15 protein-coding genes are annotated in these 17,344 nt (G+C 54.5%); 2 read left to right on the top strand and 13 right to left on the bottom strand.

Annotation, left to right across the window (positions count from 1 at the left end; all coding sequences use genetic code 11):
* Positions 1 to 5: 5 nt before the first annotated feature.
* The 7 genes from H7A77_RS08450 to H7A77_RS08480 form a co-directional block, all read right to left on the bottom strand.
* Positions 6 to 1,016, bottom strand: a complete 1,011-nt coding sequence (locus H7A77_RS08450) for an ArdC family protein (protein ID WP_182074046.1) — start codon at positions 1,014 to 1,016, stop codon at positions 6 to 8.
* A gap of 75 nt (positions 1,017 to 1,091) precedes the next feature.
* A complete protein-coding gene (locus H7A77_RS08455) occupies positions 1,092 to 1,694 on the bottom strand; it encodes a DUF3085 domain-containing protein (RefSeq protein ID WP_182074047.1) in 603 nt (200 codons plus the stop codon).
* Positions 1,695 to 1,781: 87 nt separating this feature from the next.
* A complete protein-coding gene (locus H7A77_RS08460) occupies positions 1,782 to 2,267 on the bottom strand; it encodes a hypothetical protein (RefSeq protein WP_182074048.1) in 486 nt (161 codons plus the stop codon).
* 73 nt (positions 2,268 to 2,340) lie between these two features.
* Positions 2,341 to 2,919 (bottom strand): hypothetical protein, encoded by a 579-nt coding sequence (locus H7A77_RS08465; protein ID WP_182074049.1) that lies wholly within the window; start codon positions 2,917 to 2,919, stop codon positions 2,341 to 2,343.
* 95 nt (positions 2,920 to 3,014) lie between these two features.
* Positions 3,015 to 3,389 (bottom strand): hypothetical protein, encoded by a 375-nt coding sequence (locus H7A77_RS08470; protein WP_049209645.1) that lies wholly within the window; start codon positions 3,387 to 3,389, stop codon positions 3,015 to 3,017.
* A 90-nt stretch (positions 3,390 to 3,479) separates the two neighbouring features.
* Positions 3,480 to 3,818: a hypothetical protein gene (locus H7A77_RS08475; protein ID WP_182074050.1), complete on the bottom strand. Its 339-nt coding sequence runs from the start codon at positions 3,816 to 3,818 to the stop codon at positions 3,480 to 3,482.
* A 533-nt stretch (positions 3,819 to 4,351) separates the two neighbouring features.
* Positions 4,352 to 5,251, bottom strand: a complete 900-nt coding sequence (locus H7A77_RS08480; protein WP_182074051.1) for an integrase domain-containing protein — start codon at positions 5,249 to 5,251, stop codon at positions 4,352 to 4,354.
* A gap of 1,097 nt (positions 5,252 to 6,348) precedes the next feature.
* Here H7A77_RS08480 and H7A77_RS08485 point away from each other — a divergent pair.
* Positions 6,349 to 7,302: a hypothetical protein gene (locus tag H7A77_RS08485; RefSeq protein WP_182074052.1), complete on the top strand. Its 954-nt coding sequence runs from the start codon at positions 6,349 to 6,351 to the stop codon at positions 7,300 to 7,302.
* A gap of 135 nt (positions 7,303 to 7,437) precedes the next feature.
* Complete coding sequence (locus H7A77_RS08490; protein ID WP_180547772.1) at positions 7,438 to 7,821, top strand: hypothetical protein; 384 nt, start codon at positions 7,438 to 7,440, stop codon at positions 7,819 to 7,821.
* A 54-nt stretch (positions 7,822 to 7,875) separates the two neighbouring features.
* Here H7A77_RS08490 and H7A77_RS08495 read toward each other — a convergent pair whose 3' ends face one another.
* The 6 genes from H7A77_RS08495 to H7A77_RS08520 form a co-directional block, all read right to left on the bottom strand.
* The gene (locus H7A77_RS08495) at positions 7,876 to 9,387 is read right to left on the bottom strand and encodes a conjugal transfer protein TraG N-terminal domain-containing protein (RefSeq protein WP_182074053.1); all 1,512 of its coding nucleotides are present in this window, start codon (positions 9,385 to 9,387) and stop codon (positions 7,876 to 7,878) included.
* Complete coding sequence (locus tag H7A77_RS08500) at positions 9,384 to 9,755, bottom strand: hypothetical protein (RefSeq protein WP_182074054.1); 372 nt, start codon at positions 9,753 to 9,755, stop codon at positions 9,384 to 9,386. Before H7A77_RS08500 ends, H7A77_RS08495 begins: the two co-directional genes overlap by 4 nt.
* A gap of 16 nt (positions 9,756 to 9,771) precedes the next feature.
* Positions 9,772 to 11,250, bottom strand: coding sequence for an integrating conjugative element protein (locus H7A77_RS08505; RefSeq protein WP_182074055.1), 1,479 nt, complete (start codon positions 11,248 to 11,250; stop codon positions 9,772 to 9,774).
* Between the two features lie 10 nt (positions 11,251 to 11,260).
* Positions 11,261 to 12,268, bottom strand: coding sequence for a TIGR03756 family integrating conjugative element protein (locus tag H7A77_RS08510; RefSeq protein WP_182074056.1), 1,008 nt, complete (start codon positions 12,266 to 12,268; stop codon positions 11,261 to 11,263).
* A gap of 1 nt (position 12,269) precedes the next feature.
* On the bottom strand, positions 12,270 to 12,674 hold the full coding sequence (locus tag H7A77_RS08515; RefSeq protein ID WP_086580524.1) for a TIGR03757 family integrating conjugative element protein: 405 nt from the start codon (positions 12,672 to 12,674) through the stop codon (positions 12,270 to 12,272).
* Between the two features lie 102 nt (positions 12,675 to 12,776).
* Positions 12,777 to 13,334 (bottom strand): hypothetical protein, encoded by a 558-nt coding sequence (locus H7A77_RS08520; RefSeq protein WP_182074057.1) that lies wholly within the window; start codon positions 13,332 to 13,334, stop codon positions 12,777 to 12,779.
* Positions 13,335 to 17,344 lie beyond the last annotated feature (4,010 nt).

The raw sequence follows: 17,344 nt of genomic DNA on the forward strand, positions 1-17,344 counted from the left end.
ACTCCTCATGCCGCAACGGCTGGATCGTTTGTCACCGGGTTCGCCAGGGGCTTCAGCAAAAATTCTGACGCCTCACGGGCCTGTTTGGCCGCACGAAACAGCGCGCGTTTATCTTCACGTAATACCTTGAGCCAGTGCTCAAGGTAGCTGTCGTGCTGGATGTCACCAAAGACGCCAAGCTGCGCGCACATAAAAGCACTGCCCAGCTCCGCCACCAGTTCCTCGAACGCGTACACCGGGTCGCCGAACCGCCGGGAAGAAGACGTGATCCCTTCCCGGTTAAGCCGTTTAGCATGGCCGGTGCTGTGCACCAGTTCATGTAACAACGTTGACCAGTAATCCGCCTCAGTCCGAAATTGCTGAGCCTGTGGCAGGACAATCTGGTCCCGGAGCGGGGAGTAAAACGCCCTGTCCTGGTAGGCCTGTTCAACCCGAACACCGCAGGCCTCAACGAGGGTGTTAACCTGAGCCTGCGTTTTCGCATCAACCGACGCATCACCCTCATCCGTCTCGGTTGCCGGCATAACGCCGACAACGATCTCGGGGAGGTTGTCGCATTGGGCAACGTTAAACAGGTACAGCGGCTTCAGCATGGGTATTCGCGTTTTCAGCGGTTTTCCCTCTTCGTCAAACAGCTGCCGGCCATCAGCATCCTCCACCTGCTTATCCCAGGGTTTGAATACCACAGCCAGGGTTGCCGTCTCGCCGGCACGTACATGGCCACCGACGGCCTCCGCCTGTTTATAAGTCAGCCAGCGATTGGAGTGAAAACCGCGCTCTTCCGCAGCTATCCACAAGAGCAGCACATTTACGCCGCTGTAGTGGTAACCCGTCGTGCCGTTCTGCGGCATAACAGACCCGGTATAAATCCGGTTCCGGTCAGTCCGCCAGGGCTTGCGCCAGGGTAAGGTGCCACGCTCAATGGCGCCGATGATACTGTCCGTGACCTGTTGGTACAGGTCTGGTCGTTCGCGACGGGCTTTTGCCGGCCGGCGTGATGGTGATGTTTTCTTCATGGAATGCTCCTCAATGAAAAAGGCGCATTCCTCCCCTGGCGGCGAAGAATACGCCCCAGGGGACAGGAAAAGTGGTTAGAGCGCGGGGTAACGCAGTGCCCCTTTCGGATTCACTGTGTCAACACGCTGTTTCAGCCGTTCGAACAGAGCCAGGTAATCAGCCCGATCGGCGGGTTTTGCCCGTTTGCAATCGGTATGACAGGCCGTGGCCAGCAGGTTGATGGCCCGCTCACGCCAGTGTTTAAACTCATCCTGGCTGACGCAGACCGAGTAATGGACCTCGGCCAGCTGCAGCATGCGCGCGGTCACCCGGCGATAATCGGCGACACACACCCAGTTAACCGTGGCAACGTGCATATAGACCGTTTCGGGTAACAGGTGGATCCAGAGCTCATGGCCTTGCGACAGTATTCGCTCAATGCAGCTTTCGTTCAGCATCAGCTCCTCGCCAAAATCGGCGCCGCCGGCAAGCTGCCGGGACGTTTCATACCAGGCTTCATCCTTATCGGGATGACACCCGTCGGCATACGCCAGGTGCTTGATTCGGCCGGTGGCGTTTCGTTCGCCCACGGCCGGCATCAGATAGACGCCGTTGTCATTGGTCAACACCAACGCACACTGATTGGCGCGGACTTCAGCCACGACGGCGCGCAGTTCTGCAGGGTTAAAATGCAACATGATAAGTCTCCTGAGTTGCGGAGACGGACTTCCCCGGGAGGGAAAGCCCCTCCAGGGAAATGAAACGTTATGGCCAGTGTGGTGGTGTTACCACGAAGCCCGGAAGTAAAGATGGTCCCGACTGAAATCAAAACCGGCAAGAACGTTGTTAACGTACGCCTTCAGTAAATCGACCTGCGTCCAGTAAATACCGCCGTAGTCACGAGATTCAGAAGGAAACTCATCATGGCAGTTCGCTTCATTCAGCCGCGACAGACACAAATCCAGCATCTGGACATCGTTGCGGTCGAACGCCATCAGCTCACCGCTTTTGACATCCCCGACACTGTTGTCCACCCAATGCATCAACGCAGTAAACCCGCGAAAATGACAGGTGTGAACCAGCAGCGGCGGATGGTAGTGGTTACACATTTTGTGGTTGTATATTCGCGGCGCCTGCGCACAATCACCGCAGTCCTCCAGCCACGCTGGTGAACACGGCACCCAGTCGCCGACGGGTGTCCAGTCGCCGTTTACCGGCAACATCGGATAGTCAGCCTTACGCTGACGGAAAAAGTTGATATCAAGTCCCATGGGTCACTCCTCTCGGTATACAGACAAGAGCTCCCCTGCAGGGAGGCCCTGCCGGGTGAATTAAAAATCGCGACTATGCCGCCGAATGCGCCTGATTCAGACGCACCGCCAGCACTTCATCCATGCCGACAATAACGCGCCAGCGACAAAGCAATTCATCGGGATCATCGTTATGACTGCTATACCCTTCCAAATGGTAAAGAATGGAATCATCAGCCAGTGCCGCCTCATCCACTTCACCCGGAGCAAGAAGTTCCGGGCGTTTAAGGTGGTGGCGCAACCAGAGCAGTGGTAACTCCCATCCTGGATTTTTGGAAAGTTTGGAGTCGTTCCGCTCTATCCGTACAGAGCCAGGGCACAGGTTATGAATCAGTATCAGAACCAGTCGGTGAAAAAAATCAGGGTGCTGAAAGAACCCCACACGTTCTTTGACGTAAGGCACCGGTTGCATCGGGATATTTTCCTCTGCTCCCGGTGATACACGTAAGCCAGCCGTTTCGAAGATCATGCCATCAAACAGCTGACCGGCTTCCGTGATACCTTCTGGCCGGGCCTCTTCCGGCAACAGCCAGAACACCTCGGTCACCGCCAGGGTGAAATCAATCCATGCGTCCTGGGACGGTGTTGCGACAAAATAAACGTTCATACTCACGATAAATCCTCCGGTAACAAAAAATTGGGGGGATTTATCCCCCGGACGGGAATAAATCCCCGTCAGGGTGTGTGTCTGTCAGGCTGCCGTGCCGATCACCAAACCTCGAGCTCGCCAATCGCAATGTCGGCTTCGACATCGCGCTTGCCTTGCTCCACGGCCTGCGCCCAATAAGACGCGTGAATATCTTTGCTCAGTGTATCCAGGCGAGCCATAAGCGCTTGCCCGTTAGCGGAAAGTGTCGATATATAGCCGTACTGCATGACCAGCAGGAAACCACCAAAGGCCTCTCCCGCATTGATAACGGCATTTTCCACATCATTCAGCTCAGTGGGATTTTCACGTTCAAGACCCAGTCCCAGACGCTGGCAAGCCCGGATACTCATGAGCTTGCCTTCAACCAGGCAAAGGAAATGAAACGCATCAAGCGCGGTTTTTAAGTCAAGTACGTTGGGTAACGGGGTATGCATCGATAAATCCTCCATAAAATGCCGAGGGATTTATCCCCATAACGGGTGTAAATCCCCGTCAGGGTATTAAGTGTGGGTAAACCGACCGCTCTAAAAGCGGTAACGCAGTCTGGCCAAATGCTCAGCATGTTGGCTGGCGAGTCGGTAAGCTTTTCTGCGCTCGGTATGCTTGCAAGACAGCACAACATGGGTGCTTGCGTAGGTATATTCGCCTTTGTGCCAACCTTTGCGCAGCGTCAGTAACGCGCTGACCGAACCATCATCACTGCAGATAACATGCGCGCGAACGGCAAAATTACCTGCTGCATTGACGTACCAGTCAGTAAAACGCGGCGGCGCCATGCGAAAAGATATTCGCTGGACAGCCGATTTGACACGGTGCAGGGTTGAGAAGAAATCAGGAACAACTGAAGAAGTAAAAACAGACATGGTGTTTCTCCTGTAAAAAAGGGAAACACCGCTCCCAGGGGAAAGGTATTTCCCCGGGGGATCAGATTGCAGCAACCGCAGTCGTTATGACATCGGTCAATACCTTCATCACCGTTAAGTGATCCCTGTTCTCAAAGGTTAAACAGGGTTACCGCCACTGGGGCTTCCTCTTTCAGGCTACGAGGATATTCGCAGTCGCCCGAAGGCGTTTCTCACAGACCGCTGAAACTTTGGTTGGCACTCACCCGAAGGCGCTTCTCACAGAGTGCTGAAGCATTGGCTGGTTGTCCGAAGACAACAAGTAAGCATGTTTATTTTCCGAGCAAATCGCTGATCTGTCAAGAGGCCATGCGCACCTGTTTTTGAATTAATATTTCCTATTATCCTAATAACGTAATATCTCAGTACCATTATCATTTTGAGGTCGCAGCCCTGTGAGAGCTGCGACCTTATGCACGAACCATCATATTCACGTATACCGTTGAGAAAATTTTAAATTAATAAAACCCCGCACACTTAAAGAGATTAATCCGTTACCCCACATCACCTTTGAAATAGACTTGCTTAATATAACGACCTCGGCCATCACCATGGCCCAAATCCATCGATACCAATGCCTCTGCTTCTACGCGACTCATTCCATTTTTAACATGATGAGTCACCGCATCGCGTGAATACGCGTATCGCAAACTATGGGGAGCATCTTTCCCTGTCATTCCTGCCTCACGAACAATATTTCGATAACGTTCTATTGCTGTATGCAATGAAGGCTTATCAATCAGTTTCCCATTGTGTTCATCACAATGTTTTATTGCCGCTTCTAAAATAGATAAAACCTTCTCACGATTAAAAATGGTCGTATCACGAGGACGACCGCCTTTCGTGCCAAACACAACCCGAACACGCTCGTCGCCATTAATTAAAGCCTGCCGCCATGTTTTTAATGACTTTGCTGACTGAACAGTTTCTTCCGTTCGCAAACCTACATAGCGAGACAACTGAACACCCAATGCTACCCCTGCATCTTTTTTTAAGACGTGATTTATGACAGCAGTTAATTTTTCATCCGAAATAGGAGCTTTTGTCCCATCACGATTAGCACCTGAAATCCCGAGAGCCTGGTTGCTCAATTTCTCATGATTGGGATCAGCCAGTTTATTCCGGCCCGCAACTGACATGATTGAACGCACTGCTGCCATCTCGTTTTGTAATGTGCGAAGCGATATATTTTCAGCCTGTCGGCTATGAATGTACTTTTCGATATGGGTCGTTTTAATGTGTTTTACATCACGAATTTGAATATTCAACTTTGCCAGTCGTTCAGAAAAACGGTCTGCAATTCTGGAACGGTCAGCAACGGTTTTAAAACTCCCTCGTCCCTGACGAGCTAGCGTGACAAGTTGTTTTCCCAGCTGTTTACCGAATCTGGACATCTTAACATCTCCAATGGGATACACGTCCTTCTGCTTTAAAAGAAGCAGACGGATCTGTACCCCAGTAATTTCAACCCCGACGACACGGTTGCTTTTGCGCTTCCTGCGTCTCGACTGGTATCTGTGCATCGGGGCGGCGAAATGTTGAGTTCTTGCGAGGCACCCCAGATCTCTGATCCGTTTGCTGCTAATGCAGAGCTGACTTTCGTCAAGCTGCCTCCAACACTACTGTTCGTAGTGTCGCCATCGATACCGAGTCGATTTCCTCCTTTTAGATAGTGAAACGTTCAAAACGAGTTTCCCGTCGTAATTACGTTGAAGTGAATGAGTATTTAAAACCGTACTGACACGGACTACATGTTGGTCAGATGGTAGTAAAACGTTGAAAGCCACGTCGTGCGTGGGTTGAGACGTTATGCGCTACGCGCGTCACTTGGTAGTGTCTTCGCCACTTCACAAGTGACGCGCGCTCCTCTGCTCCTAATGAGACTCACGTAAGCGGCCAAATGTACCAAATGGCCTTATACGTGCGTTCAAAAGTCGCGTCGTCGGCAACACGTCATTAAAGATAAAAGAATCAAAGCGTTGAAGCATAGAACATCGCCGTGGCGTACTCTATCGCTGAAAAACGTAATGCATACGTTATTGGTGAAAGGAACCGAACCAGGACTGGCGCGGTTGAGTCGTTAATGAACCTTCATCACTATCGTGATCTCCGTTCTCAAAGGGTAAACGGAGGTACCGCCACATGGGCATCCTCTTCCAGGCTACGAGGATATTGTGACCACCCGAAGGCGTTTCTCACAGGTCACATGAAACATTGGATGGCACTCACCCGAAGGCGCCTCTCACAGAGTGCTGAGACATTGGATGGTCGTCCGAGGACGACAGTACAACGTCGTAATCCTAACAATCCGAACAAACCACGTCAAACAAAGGAATAGACATTTTTCAGTTATTTGATAACTTTTCTCTCAGAAACTAGATCGATATGTCTTATCTAAAAGAGGTTGTGTTTTTAGGTTTGTAATAGCGTCAGTATTACTCGTCAGAACCTCCCAAGTAAGAACGTTTCGATAAAACATGTTGAGGGACTAATGGACAATAATAGAAATAAAGATGAATCGATAAAACATCTGGCATCAGAGTTTAAAACCGATGAACACTCACGCTTTAATAAAATAAAATCGACCAAGCAACTGATACAAGATATAGCAAACGCAGTAACATATCTAAAACATGAAAAAGAGTACGAAGGAAAGAAAAAAGAGTGGGGAATCATCAGCACCCTTAACGGCCTAGCTATTTTAGCCATATTAATACTGATATTCTCCATCAACCGAGACAGCGACTCTGAATACCTTGGAAAATGGAAATTTTATGCGTATCTTTTTTCAGTCTCCCTTACGACAATATGGATAGGCGTTAACATTGAAAGACTGTTGTTAGTCAGAGAACTCTGGAAATTTGGCATAACAAAACTTATGGTGTCATTATCATTTACTGCATTACTTATTTTCTCTACAGCAACAGCTTCATCTTCCATAAATGGTATTTTTGGAATTGATTCATCTCACTTCCCATTCACCAGAAGCTTTCTAACTGCATATATCTTTTTCACCCACGCATCACAGCTTGTCTATGTTCTGTTGATTGCAGCAGCATTTAACCTTTTACCCATAGGCGATTATCTAAAAAAATTATGTGATCGTGAAAATGATAGAGAGATTCCATGGGGGTCAATTACCTTTATTTTACTAACACTCGTGTTCACCTACTTTTCTTGGAGCTGGGTAAGTAATAACTTTAATAAAGACACTCTGAATGAGAAAATATACATCCTTGCTCACCAGCTTGATTTCAATGACAATAATTTGTGTTTAAACCTAAGGAACAAAAACGCAAGTGTTATCTTCCTGGGACCAGAGCAAAGACAGGTAATGGTTGATTTTAATACTATTAAGCCAGACGATATTTCAAGTTTTGTTGAGGGTGGCCGAAGTTTCAGACTGGAAATGAAAGATTTACAGATTATGCCTTGTTTATATTGAGCGGTTGCCAGCGTATCAAAAACGAACGACGAATGCTTCGGCTGCCCACTCGTTTGCCGAAGAGCCAGGCAAATAGCCATTGGTTGTTATTTAAGCTATAGTACTCAAACGGCTAAGCAGGCGTATGGAGGCATTATGAGCCAAGCCAGAGATCAACAGGCCTATCAAAGAGGCATTTGGGCAGCCCGCAAGTGGACACGCCTGAAAGACACGATCATGAGGTGGGATCGACACTGCGTGGCTAAGGCACGAAAGCACAGGCTTCCTGCTTGGATAGGCCATGTTCCGATTGTTATCGCTCTCATCGGTTCGGTCACAGCTATGCTGTTCGGGGGACTTCTCGTTGCTGGAAGTATGCTTTTTATTTGGGCGATCGCGTTTATTCTTCAAAATGTCGCCCCATCTGATGAGAATACATTCGATGAAGAAAGGGCTTCTGGTCCATCAATCAGGCATGGTAATGACGGTTACGGTTATTACTCAAGCTCTGATGATCTCACTTCAGAACGGCTTGATTGAACCGTAAAAATACGGGGAGCATACTTGCGTATACTCCCCATAAAAGCATCGATATTACAATTTAACGGATTTTTTGAGTGTATTAACTGCATCTCCCCCAGTTTCTTGGGCTTTGGAAACGCCAGTTCTTAAAGCACTACCAACTGCCTGCCCGATACTAACCCCAGCCCATGATAATGCCCCAAGCCACACTGCTGGCAACACGATAAACATACAGCCCATCACCAGGTTCATGATCAGGTCGTCGGCACTATTTTGGAACCCGGCTACATTCCAGCGGCTGTGCGAGTCCGAACTGTACAATGCCTCCAGTAACCAGCTGTCCAGCCAGCGCGCCAGTTCCCACCAGAACGTCAGGAAATTCAGCGCAAACACCACGAACGTCACGGTGATCACCGTCTTGTACTCGTAGGCCGCAAAGGCCAGGATGAGCGGCACCATGATATAGACCGCCATCAGCAGTACCGCCTGTACCATCGGCAACGCCTGACGCATGGCATCAAATGCCGGATATGCCGCCAGGCTCCCCAGCGCGGTTCCGCCCAGTGACGCGAGCCGGTTAACCGAGTTGTCCAGGGTAAAGTCTGCATTGCCGCCGTAGCCGGCATAAGCACGTCCGCCCTGGGAGACCGTCAGGTTGTCCGGGCTGACCAAACGACGTATCACGGCTTCCTTATAATCCGCATCCGGTTGCCCCATCATCTTCAACGCGGCAGACATCCGCAGCATGACGCCCGGGTCAACCTGTTTCACCACGCGGGCTTCCAGCCCCACGTCGCCGGCTGACCACCACTCGCTGCAGGTCGGGTACCCACCTCGCCCGGTGTTTGGACGACCGCTGTCACGCCCCTCATTCCAGGGGAAGCTGGCGCGCGGCGTTTTGGACTGCAGGTTGTTGTAGTACCCGCCGTTCAGGAAGGTTTTCGACCCCAGCCACTCGATATCACGTAACGTGGCTTTGTCGGTTGTTTGTCCCTGGTCGCGGTTCTGCCAGGTATACAGCGCCAGCGCGTAGCAATCGTTGGTGAAGTCCTGCAGCTCCTTTGCAAGCCCCGGGTTATTGACCCGACTGTGCTGGACTTCAAAACGCACCTGCCGCAGATCCGGTCGACACGGGATCGTGGCCACCGCCGCCGACGTGATCCCTTTCGACAGTTTATGCACCACCAACCACCACACCGGTACCTTCGCCGTCTGGCCGTTCATACTCGATACGATGTTGGCGTAGCCCGTTTCATCCGGCTTCTTCGGTGTCCATGTGCCACATGTCGATGCCCGACTGCTGTCGTACTTGATGGTGTCCAGGCTGACATTCATCAGCGGCAGACAGCAGGCCAGCATCACAAAGAATGCCCCGTAGATCAGGTTTTCGATGCGTGGCAGGGACAGCATCCCTTTGTTGCCCTCATCCTCCCCTTCCTCACGCACCTTCAGCCAGATGGCCGCCACCTTGAACAGCAGCGGCAGCACAAACAGCCCCGTACTGACCAGCAGCTCCCACAGGCCGTTGTTAATCAGCCAGCCAAGCAACGTCAGGAAATACTCCAGATAGCTGTTGGTCATCATAACGACAGCCCTCCACCAAAGAGACTGTATTCACAGGCCAGGGCAAAAAACACGCAGGCAATGGCCATGCGTTTGAGGGGTTGCCGGTATTCCGGTTTGCAGCCCGGCGCATGCCAGATTTTCCAGAATCCCCAGGCCAGCGCGGCGTAAAGCGCCAGACGCCAGCTAAGCCAGCCATAGCGCGTACTGTGCACCCAGTCACGCAGCGCGGCACTCTCTCCCGGGTGATTGACACCCCAGTGAGCCATGCCCAGCGCGACAATCATCGCTATCACCAACATGCCCAACATCTGCAGAACACGCTTAGCCCGCAGACCGAATCGGCGCCCCCTGGTCGGCGTCACCGCTTTTTTCTCTGTTCCGGTCATTGATTCATCCTCACGATTACTGGTCGCTTTCCGGCACGGCCAACTGGTTGAACTTGGTATCCGGGCTGTCAACTGACTGACGCTGCGGGTTGGTTTCCGCCCGGTTGTTCTCCCTGTCGATGATGGTCAGCACCGCGTTACGCGCAATCTCACGCTTCATCTCCATCTCGTTCTTGAGCGCCGTGATCTCACGATCCAGCGCCTCGATACGCCGATCGCCTTCTTCAATCGCGACTTTCTGCGCAGAGGCGTTCGGCTCAGACATCCCGGTGGTGATCATGCGCCGCATGATAAAGGCTGTTTCGATGGTATCCGCCATCGCCAGTTCACTGGCCAGACGCCCAACCAGAGCGGCATTATCCGGATCGCGCTGCAGTGCCTTGATAACGCCGGCGGTCACCGCCAGGCTGCCCGTTTTGAGTTTGGCCAGGTTGCCCGCGGTGGGTTTTTCTGCCCCGTTGACCAGTCTGGCCAACTGTTCGTTATTCGCCTTGGTTGCCTCTTCCAGCATCGGCGCAAAACCTGTACCGGCTACGGTGCTGCCTGGCTGTTCGGTCCCTTCGCCACTGGTGCATTGCGCTGCGTCCTTGCAGGTGCGCAGCGAGGTGTCGCCCAACACCTTCACCACAGCGGCTGCCGCTTCTTCACTGCTGGCATATTTGGTACAGGCTCCGCCGGTACAGCTGCTGCCGGATACGTTGGAGGTACTGGTGACCGGCAACGCATTCATCATGTTGTAGCCGGCTGCAGCCAGATCGTGCGTCGGTTTGATGGCCGGCTGACCGGCGCCGCCGCGCTTCTGTCCACCGATCCAGGTCTGGCCGGATTGTCCGGTCACTTTCTCGGTGGCGTTCATCGATCGGATCGCATCCGCATCCCCGTTGTTGACCAGGCTTTTGGCCTCCTCCATCGCCGCCGCCTGGCTCCAGCCGCCGGTATCCACCATATCCATCATCCGTTTGGAGAGGTTCTGGCAATTGAGCTGGGCTTTGTCGAATGCCACGTTGGCCTGCAATACCCCGTTTGTCAGCATTTCATACAAGCCAGGGTTAGCACGCTGGATAGCCATCGCCGGCAGACTGGCTACCGCACCGGTAGCACCCTGAATAACGTTACCCATCAGGCTCTTGAACCCGTCCGTCACGCCATTGAGCTGGTTACCGATAGTGCTCTTCAGGTCGAAGTTGCCGCACATCAAATCCGAGCTCCAGCCCAGGTTCATCCCCAGGCGCTGCATATTGCCACGCGTCGCCGGCTGCGATATCACCGAGCCTCCGCCCAGGGAATAGAACAGTTTGTCCGAGACCGCGCCGCTGGCGTTCTTCCCATAACCGATATTGCTGTCATTCACCTGGGGCAGTGAAATGCCAAACAAGGCACTGTCATTGTCGTCGGCGTACGCATTCGCACCGCTCAGTGCCAGGCAGCCCGCAATCAGCAGGGGCAGCACGCGGTGGCGCTCCTGCAAGGTGTACTTAGTCATTGTGTTTTTCATCATTCATGCCTCAGAAATCTGTGCTGTAGAGGAAACGCTGCCCGCGGCGCTGGCAGCAGCTGTAGGGTTGCCACAGGGCAAAGGCAGCGTTCGCATCCGCAGCCGGCGTATGGTCACCGTCCGGGAATACCGCGCAGGACTGGCTGAGCTGCGGCGCAAGGCGTTGCCATTTGTGGTTGCTGGTTCCGGTATTTTCCTGAACCGCACCTGGTGGCCAGTACCCTTCCGAGCGCTGGCCCATCAGGGGCTGGTAGACGTGCGGCTGACCAGAGCGAGTGATGATGTCCGCCACACGCTGTGCCACCAGAGCCCCCGCCTTGTCGTCATCGACCTGAGTCACAAATCCCGAACGGGGATAGACGTTGCCCCACATATTCGCGGCCGCCTGACTGCCGACCTCACGCTGACCAGGCACCAATGCTTCGGGATAGAGAGATTCCGGCATGCCAGTACGCCATGCCAGGCTGTCCAGCGTGCTGAGGAAATACGGCACGAAAGGGGTAGCCGCACTGCGGCACGAATAGCCGGCAATGCTGCCGCCAATCAGGGACGTCGCCGGATGGCCAATGGCGTCAGCGTATTTGAAATGCAGGTTGGTTTTGCGCTGCCCAGGCGTTTTCAGCTCATTGTTGCCGCCGCCGGCTGCAACTCCGCCCAGCGCGCTGGTGATACTGCTCTCGAGTCCGCCGGCGGCCTGACTGACCATCGACATCTCACGCCACGGGTTGCCTCCCGGGGTGTTATACGCCGACACCACCGCCTCCGGGATGAAATGGCTAACTTTGACCGAAGTCCGGACAGTGCAGCCGCCCCAACTGCAGAACAACCAGTAACAAATGCCGCTTACCCGCCAGCTGATGCAGGACTGCGATACCGCACTGGCAACAATCTGCGCGCTGTTAAGTGCGGCATTCGCTGCCGGCACGCCGGCCGCAGACAGCATCATGGCCACACCGAGGGATTTAAGGGTCAGCCGGGGTTGTCCGGAAGACGCCAACGGCAAGGGAGATCGTTGCATATCACTGGCCCTCCAGTGACTTCGCGCGCAACGCGGTGGCCCGGGCGATATCAGCGGTGCCGTACACCACATCCCGATCGTCAAACACGACCGCAGGGACTTTTTTGACGCCCAGTTCCCAGGCGCGCACCACTGCACGGTAAACCGTGGCCAGCTCCTGTTCATGCGCCTGCCATTGTGGTGACTGCAGTACGGCTTGCGCCTGGCGCTGTGCTTCATCCGGGTTCGACGACAGTGCACCAAACAGCTGCGTCTGCAACTGCTCCGGACCGTCAAGATAAATCACGGTCACGGAGGTATCATTATTCGTCGGGGGATGGTGGGAATCGGTATAGAGTACCGTGCCGGCAAGTACCGATGCCGGCATCAGCAGAGGAAACAACGTCAGCAACGTGCTGATTTTCATGGCGTGCACTCCTGCATGGATAGAATCCACACAGGGTGCTATGACGTGGTCAGAAAGGCAGCAAAGAAGTCTTTATTGGATTGCGATAATTTTGTTCAAAAGTCAGATCGTTGGAATCTCTACCGAAAAATCAAAACCTAGTAGCCCAGAGCCCTCCACTCTCTGTCTGAACGCCTCGGTAACGAAAACACGACCAATATCTTCCTCTATAGAGAAAAGGTAATCATCGGCGATCTTATCAGCATTAAGAGCCGGCTTCCGGATGAGAAACTTACCCTCTGACTCGCGAAACAATGAGTTCTCCCGGTCAAAACACCCCGATAGAACATTCGTAGGGTAGTACCCCCAAAAAGTCTTTCTTTTACTCTCTGTTAAAACCGGTAACACCTGACCTCTCGGAAGTAAAATATCGCCCAACTCATCCAAAACATTCTCACTCAGAACGAAAAAAGGAGATAAAGCACTACTGAAGTCAAACTGGTAGTTTCGCTTCCCTGTATCATTACTACGTAGCTCTAGCATAACGGGAGTATAATTAATCAAAGGTTTCCAGTGAGCACTGCGTACTCGCCCCATGATGCTTTCCTCTCCCTCAGGGTAGTCCTGAATAAAGGAACAAAAGTTAGTCACATCAGATTGAAGTAAATAGATTTTTTTCATAACAGCACCGTATACCAGCTTGCACCTCTATCCGCAGAAAGCAAAGTTTCGCGCATTAACTGGAGTTCATCCAAGACACCTTGTTTGCCACCAAACTCATGCGCATCCAAGATACGCTGATTCACTGCATCCAGATACTTATCAGGATGTTTACCGTTATGCAGTATCCCAGGCAAGCCATCAACGTTATTCCGATTGGGTAGGAACACCCCATTATCCGCACCGTTAATATCAATATCATGCTGCTTCAGAATATCTCTGGCAGGTCTGGCCCCCTTAGCTGTTTCAGGAACGATATGATGCGCGGCTGAATTGGCAGGACGCGGTGTGCCTGCCTTTTCCATACTCTTGGAAAGTGCACAGCTGGTCAAACCCAATGGGTCAATCCACCCCAGTGGATTCGGCGCATACTGATACAGGTTCAACCCGCCACGCAACCCGATCGAATCCTGCGTGGTAAAACGCCCCACCTCCGGTTCGTAGTAACGGAACAGATTATAATGCAGACCGCTTTCGTCGTCCTGGTACTGACCGGCATACCTCAGCGGCTGATCGTAGACAACCCCATTGCGTTGTTCAACGCCGGCGGCCGTCTGTCCCTGCAGCTTGCCGAAGGTGTCGTAGTTACCGGACCAGCTCAGGTTACCTTCGACGTCGGTGACTTCCAGTGGCGCGCTGTTGAGATCGGTGTGCAGCCAGTAGACGTCTGCCTGTTTGCCATCACCCACCTGTTCGAGCGCCGCCAGCGGCGTCCACGCACTGGCAGGATCGTAGCTCCAGGTTCTGCGCGTGCCGTTGTCCCTCTGCTCCTGCAGCAGCCGGTAGCCCTCCCACAGAAAACGCGTCGTTACCGGCGCTTTACCTTTGTAGGTAACCATTTTGCGTGTGCGGCGCCCAAGCGCATCATAGTGATACTCCGCCTCAAACTCGCCCCCAGGACCCCGGCCGCGCGCCTGTACCAGGCGGTTATCGGCATCGTAACGGTAATGCTGTTCATACATCCCGTTCCGCCGGCTGACCAGGTTGCCCCAGGCGTCGTAACGGTAGAATAGCTGCTGCCAGTACGTCAGGCGATTGCCGGCGATCGGCGCCAGCGGTAAATGCCTGTCGACATCGTCATTTGGGCTTCGCCAGCCCAGCAGATTATCGGCACCGTCATACACCAGACGGTTACCGGCCTTGCCCTGGTGGCTTTCCCGATGCAGCAGCAGGCGCCCTTCAGCGTCATACCCGTAGTGCACCTCGCCGCGCAGCGCATCACTGACACCCTCAAGTTCGCCACGGCCGGTATAGCGGAATACCCGCCACAGCACGCCATCTTCCGGTTTGGTTATCTGCCCGTGGCTGAGAGCACTACTTTGCCAGCTGCGGCGCCCCAGCACATCGTACTGCCGCTGCTGATGCAGCGCGCCCTGCGTACGGCCGGTTTCCCGGTGCAGGCGATCGCGGGTGAACTCGCTCACCAGTTGTTGATTGAACTTGATGGCGCTGGCATGTCCGGAACCATAGTACAGCCACTGCAGTTGGTCGCCCTGCGGTAGCGTCAACGCTTGCAGGTTGGCCAGCGCATCCCATTGGTACTGCAGCTCGCCGTTGACCCCTTGTTCGGCCAGCAGATTGCCGGCTTTGTCGTAGCGCAGCTGCACACTGTCCGGCTCGATGCCCAGCTCGGCGCCGGCAACGGTTGGCGTGCGCGTCAGGCAGCTCATACGCCCCACGGCATCATACTGATAGTGCCATTCGGCGCTGTCGTTGCTGCGCCAGGTTAATTGACCCGCTTCGTCATAGCGGAATCGGTGCAGGCGCTGCGCCGGCGGTGCAGTGAGATCCTGTGGCCCGGTTTCCCGGTGTTCGGTCAGTTGGCCATCGGGGCCATAACGGTAAAAATGATCGGTATTGTCCGGGCGACGCTCGGCCGTCAGCCGGCCAACGGCATCATGACTGAAGTGATATTCCCCACCGTTGCCGTTCTCAATGTTGGTCAACCAGCCGCGGCAGTTGTAGTGGTACCGACGCGTACGCTTGATGCGGTCGGTGATACTGACCGGCTGGCCCAGCAGGTTGTACTGCCAGTGCGTCTCGCTGCCGAGCGGATCATGGTGTACGGCCAGTTGCCCCTGCACGTTCCAGGCAAACCGCTCTTCACTGCCGTCCGGATGGAGCAACGTCTGCAGCCGGCCGGCACGGTCCCAGCCATATCGAGTCAGGTTTCCTTCCGCGTCGATGCGGTGCGTCAGCTGGCCTAATGCGTCATAGGCGTAGGCGGTGACGCTGCCAGAGCAGTCAGTGTAGCGCGTCAGCAACCCTTGCCCGTTCCATGCCAGTTTCACCTCACCACCCTGCGCATCAATAATGCTCTCTGGTAGGCTTTCTTCATCGTCGGAATACCGGTAACGGGTGATGTTACCCAACGCATCAATCTGCTGCGTCGGACGTCCCAGGGTATCCCAGTGTTGGAACACCTGGCTGCCGTCCGACCAGGTCACCGAAAACAGGCGCCCACTGTTGCGGGAATACTGGTAAGTGGTGGTACGCCCCAGCGGGTCTGTCTCGCTCAGCAGGCGGCCGTAACGGTCCCACTCGCTCTGGCGCTGCGCGCCGCCCGGGAGCACCACGCCGCACAGTTCATCGCGCTCATAGATAAACGCCGTTTTTCTACCGTCAAAATCCGTAAACTGCGCCACGTTGTCGTCGTCATCCAGGTGCCACAGAGCCTGTTTGCCGTCATCACGCACGGCCCGGCGCATGCCGCCGGCAAAGTCATAGTGCAACGACAGTTCTTCGCCGGCACTGTGGCGCCAGGCAATCACCCGGGGTAATCCATCAATTTCCTGCCACAGATATTCATTCAACAAACCCTGGCGATCCTGATGGCTGGCCATGAGCCCATCTCGCCAGGTAAAGCGCCGGCTGGTTTCGCCGGCGCGATTGGTCACAGCGACCAGTTGCCCTTCATCGTCATAACCGTAGCTAACCAGCGGCAGCTCACCCTCCGGGGTATACAGCAGCACCGTGCTCAGCCGGGACAGTCCATTGGCGGTGGTCAGGTAGCGGCAGGCCAGTCGCTGACCGGCGCTGTCGACCAGCTCAGCCAACTGCCCCTGCTCGTTGTGGAACAGAGAAATCGCGTTGCCGGTGAGGTCAGTCATCATCTGCAGCTGGCTCGGCTCATCACTCAACGCCGGGTAGTGCCAGCTCTGCTCGCTGACGTCGAATACCTGCCAGCTGCCGTCGGCGTTGTGCATCAGCCAGCACTTTTCGGCTTCGCAGTAGGTTTTATGGCCGCGCGGCACCATCGGGAAAGAGACATAGTCGCCGGATGGCGCGCGCCACACCAGGCCGTCCTGATACAGCTGCAGGCTGCTTTCCCAAAACAGGCTCCAGCCGCGTCCCAGCGCGCTCTCTGCCGGATTGCTGCTGCGCCAGTAACGCTGCCACTCGACCGGCAGGCGCGACGGCAGCACAAAATCCAGCTCGTCATCACCGGACAGGAATTTCTGGCCGCTGACGATATCCACCGGCCGGGCGATAATGCCGGCAGCGGCCGTGGCAGTCATTAACGTGCCAAAGCGGCAGGCAACGCGACCCAGCTTATTGATGCCGGGCAGCTTGCCCAGCAGTTTGCCCAGCGCCCCCAGCTTGCCGGCGGCGCCACCCACGCCGCCCACCAGGCCGGCGAACAGCAGCGTCAGATCGGAGACCTTGTACAGCCAATCCGGCACTTCGGGCTTGATCGGCAAGGTGGTGACGGTGCCGCCGCCGATAAACACGTTGGGCGAGCCTTCCATCACCTGCGCATCGCAGTTGGTTTTGTCCCCCACGCGCGAGGCGGGCTGGCCGTTGATGCTGACCTTGTCGGAGCCCTGCGCCATCTGCATGCTCGGGCCGTCGTCGCTGCAGGCCACCTGGCTGTGGGTGGCGAGCGCGGCGGGTTTGCCGTTGATGAAAACGTTGGGGGAGCCGGTGACGATATTGCCTTTGGGGGTCGGAAGAGCACCCGTCTGAACTCC

This window comes from Serratia sp. ME47 (assembly GCF_903970925.1).
GTDB lineage: Bacteria > Pseudomonadota > Gammaproteobacteria > Enterobacterales > Enterobacteriaceae > Serratia > Serratia ureilytica.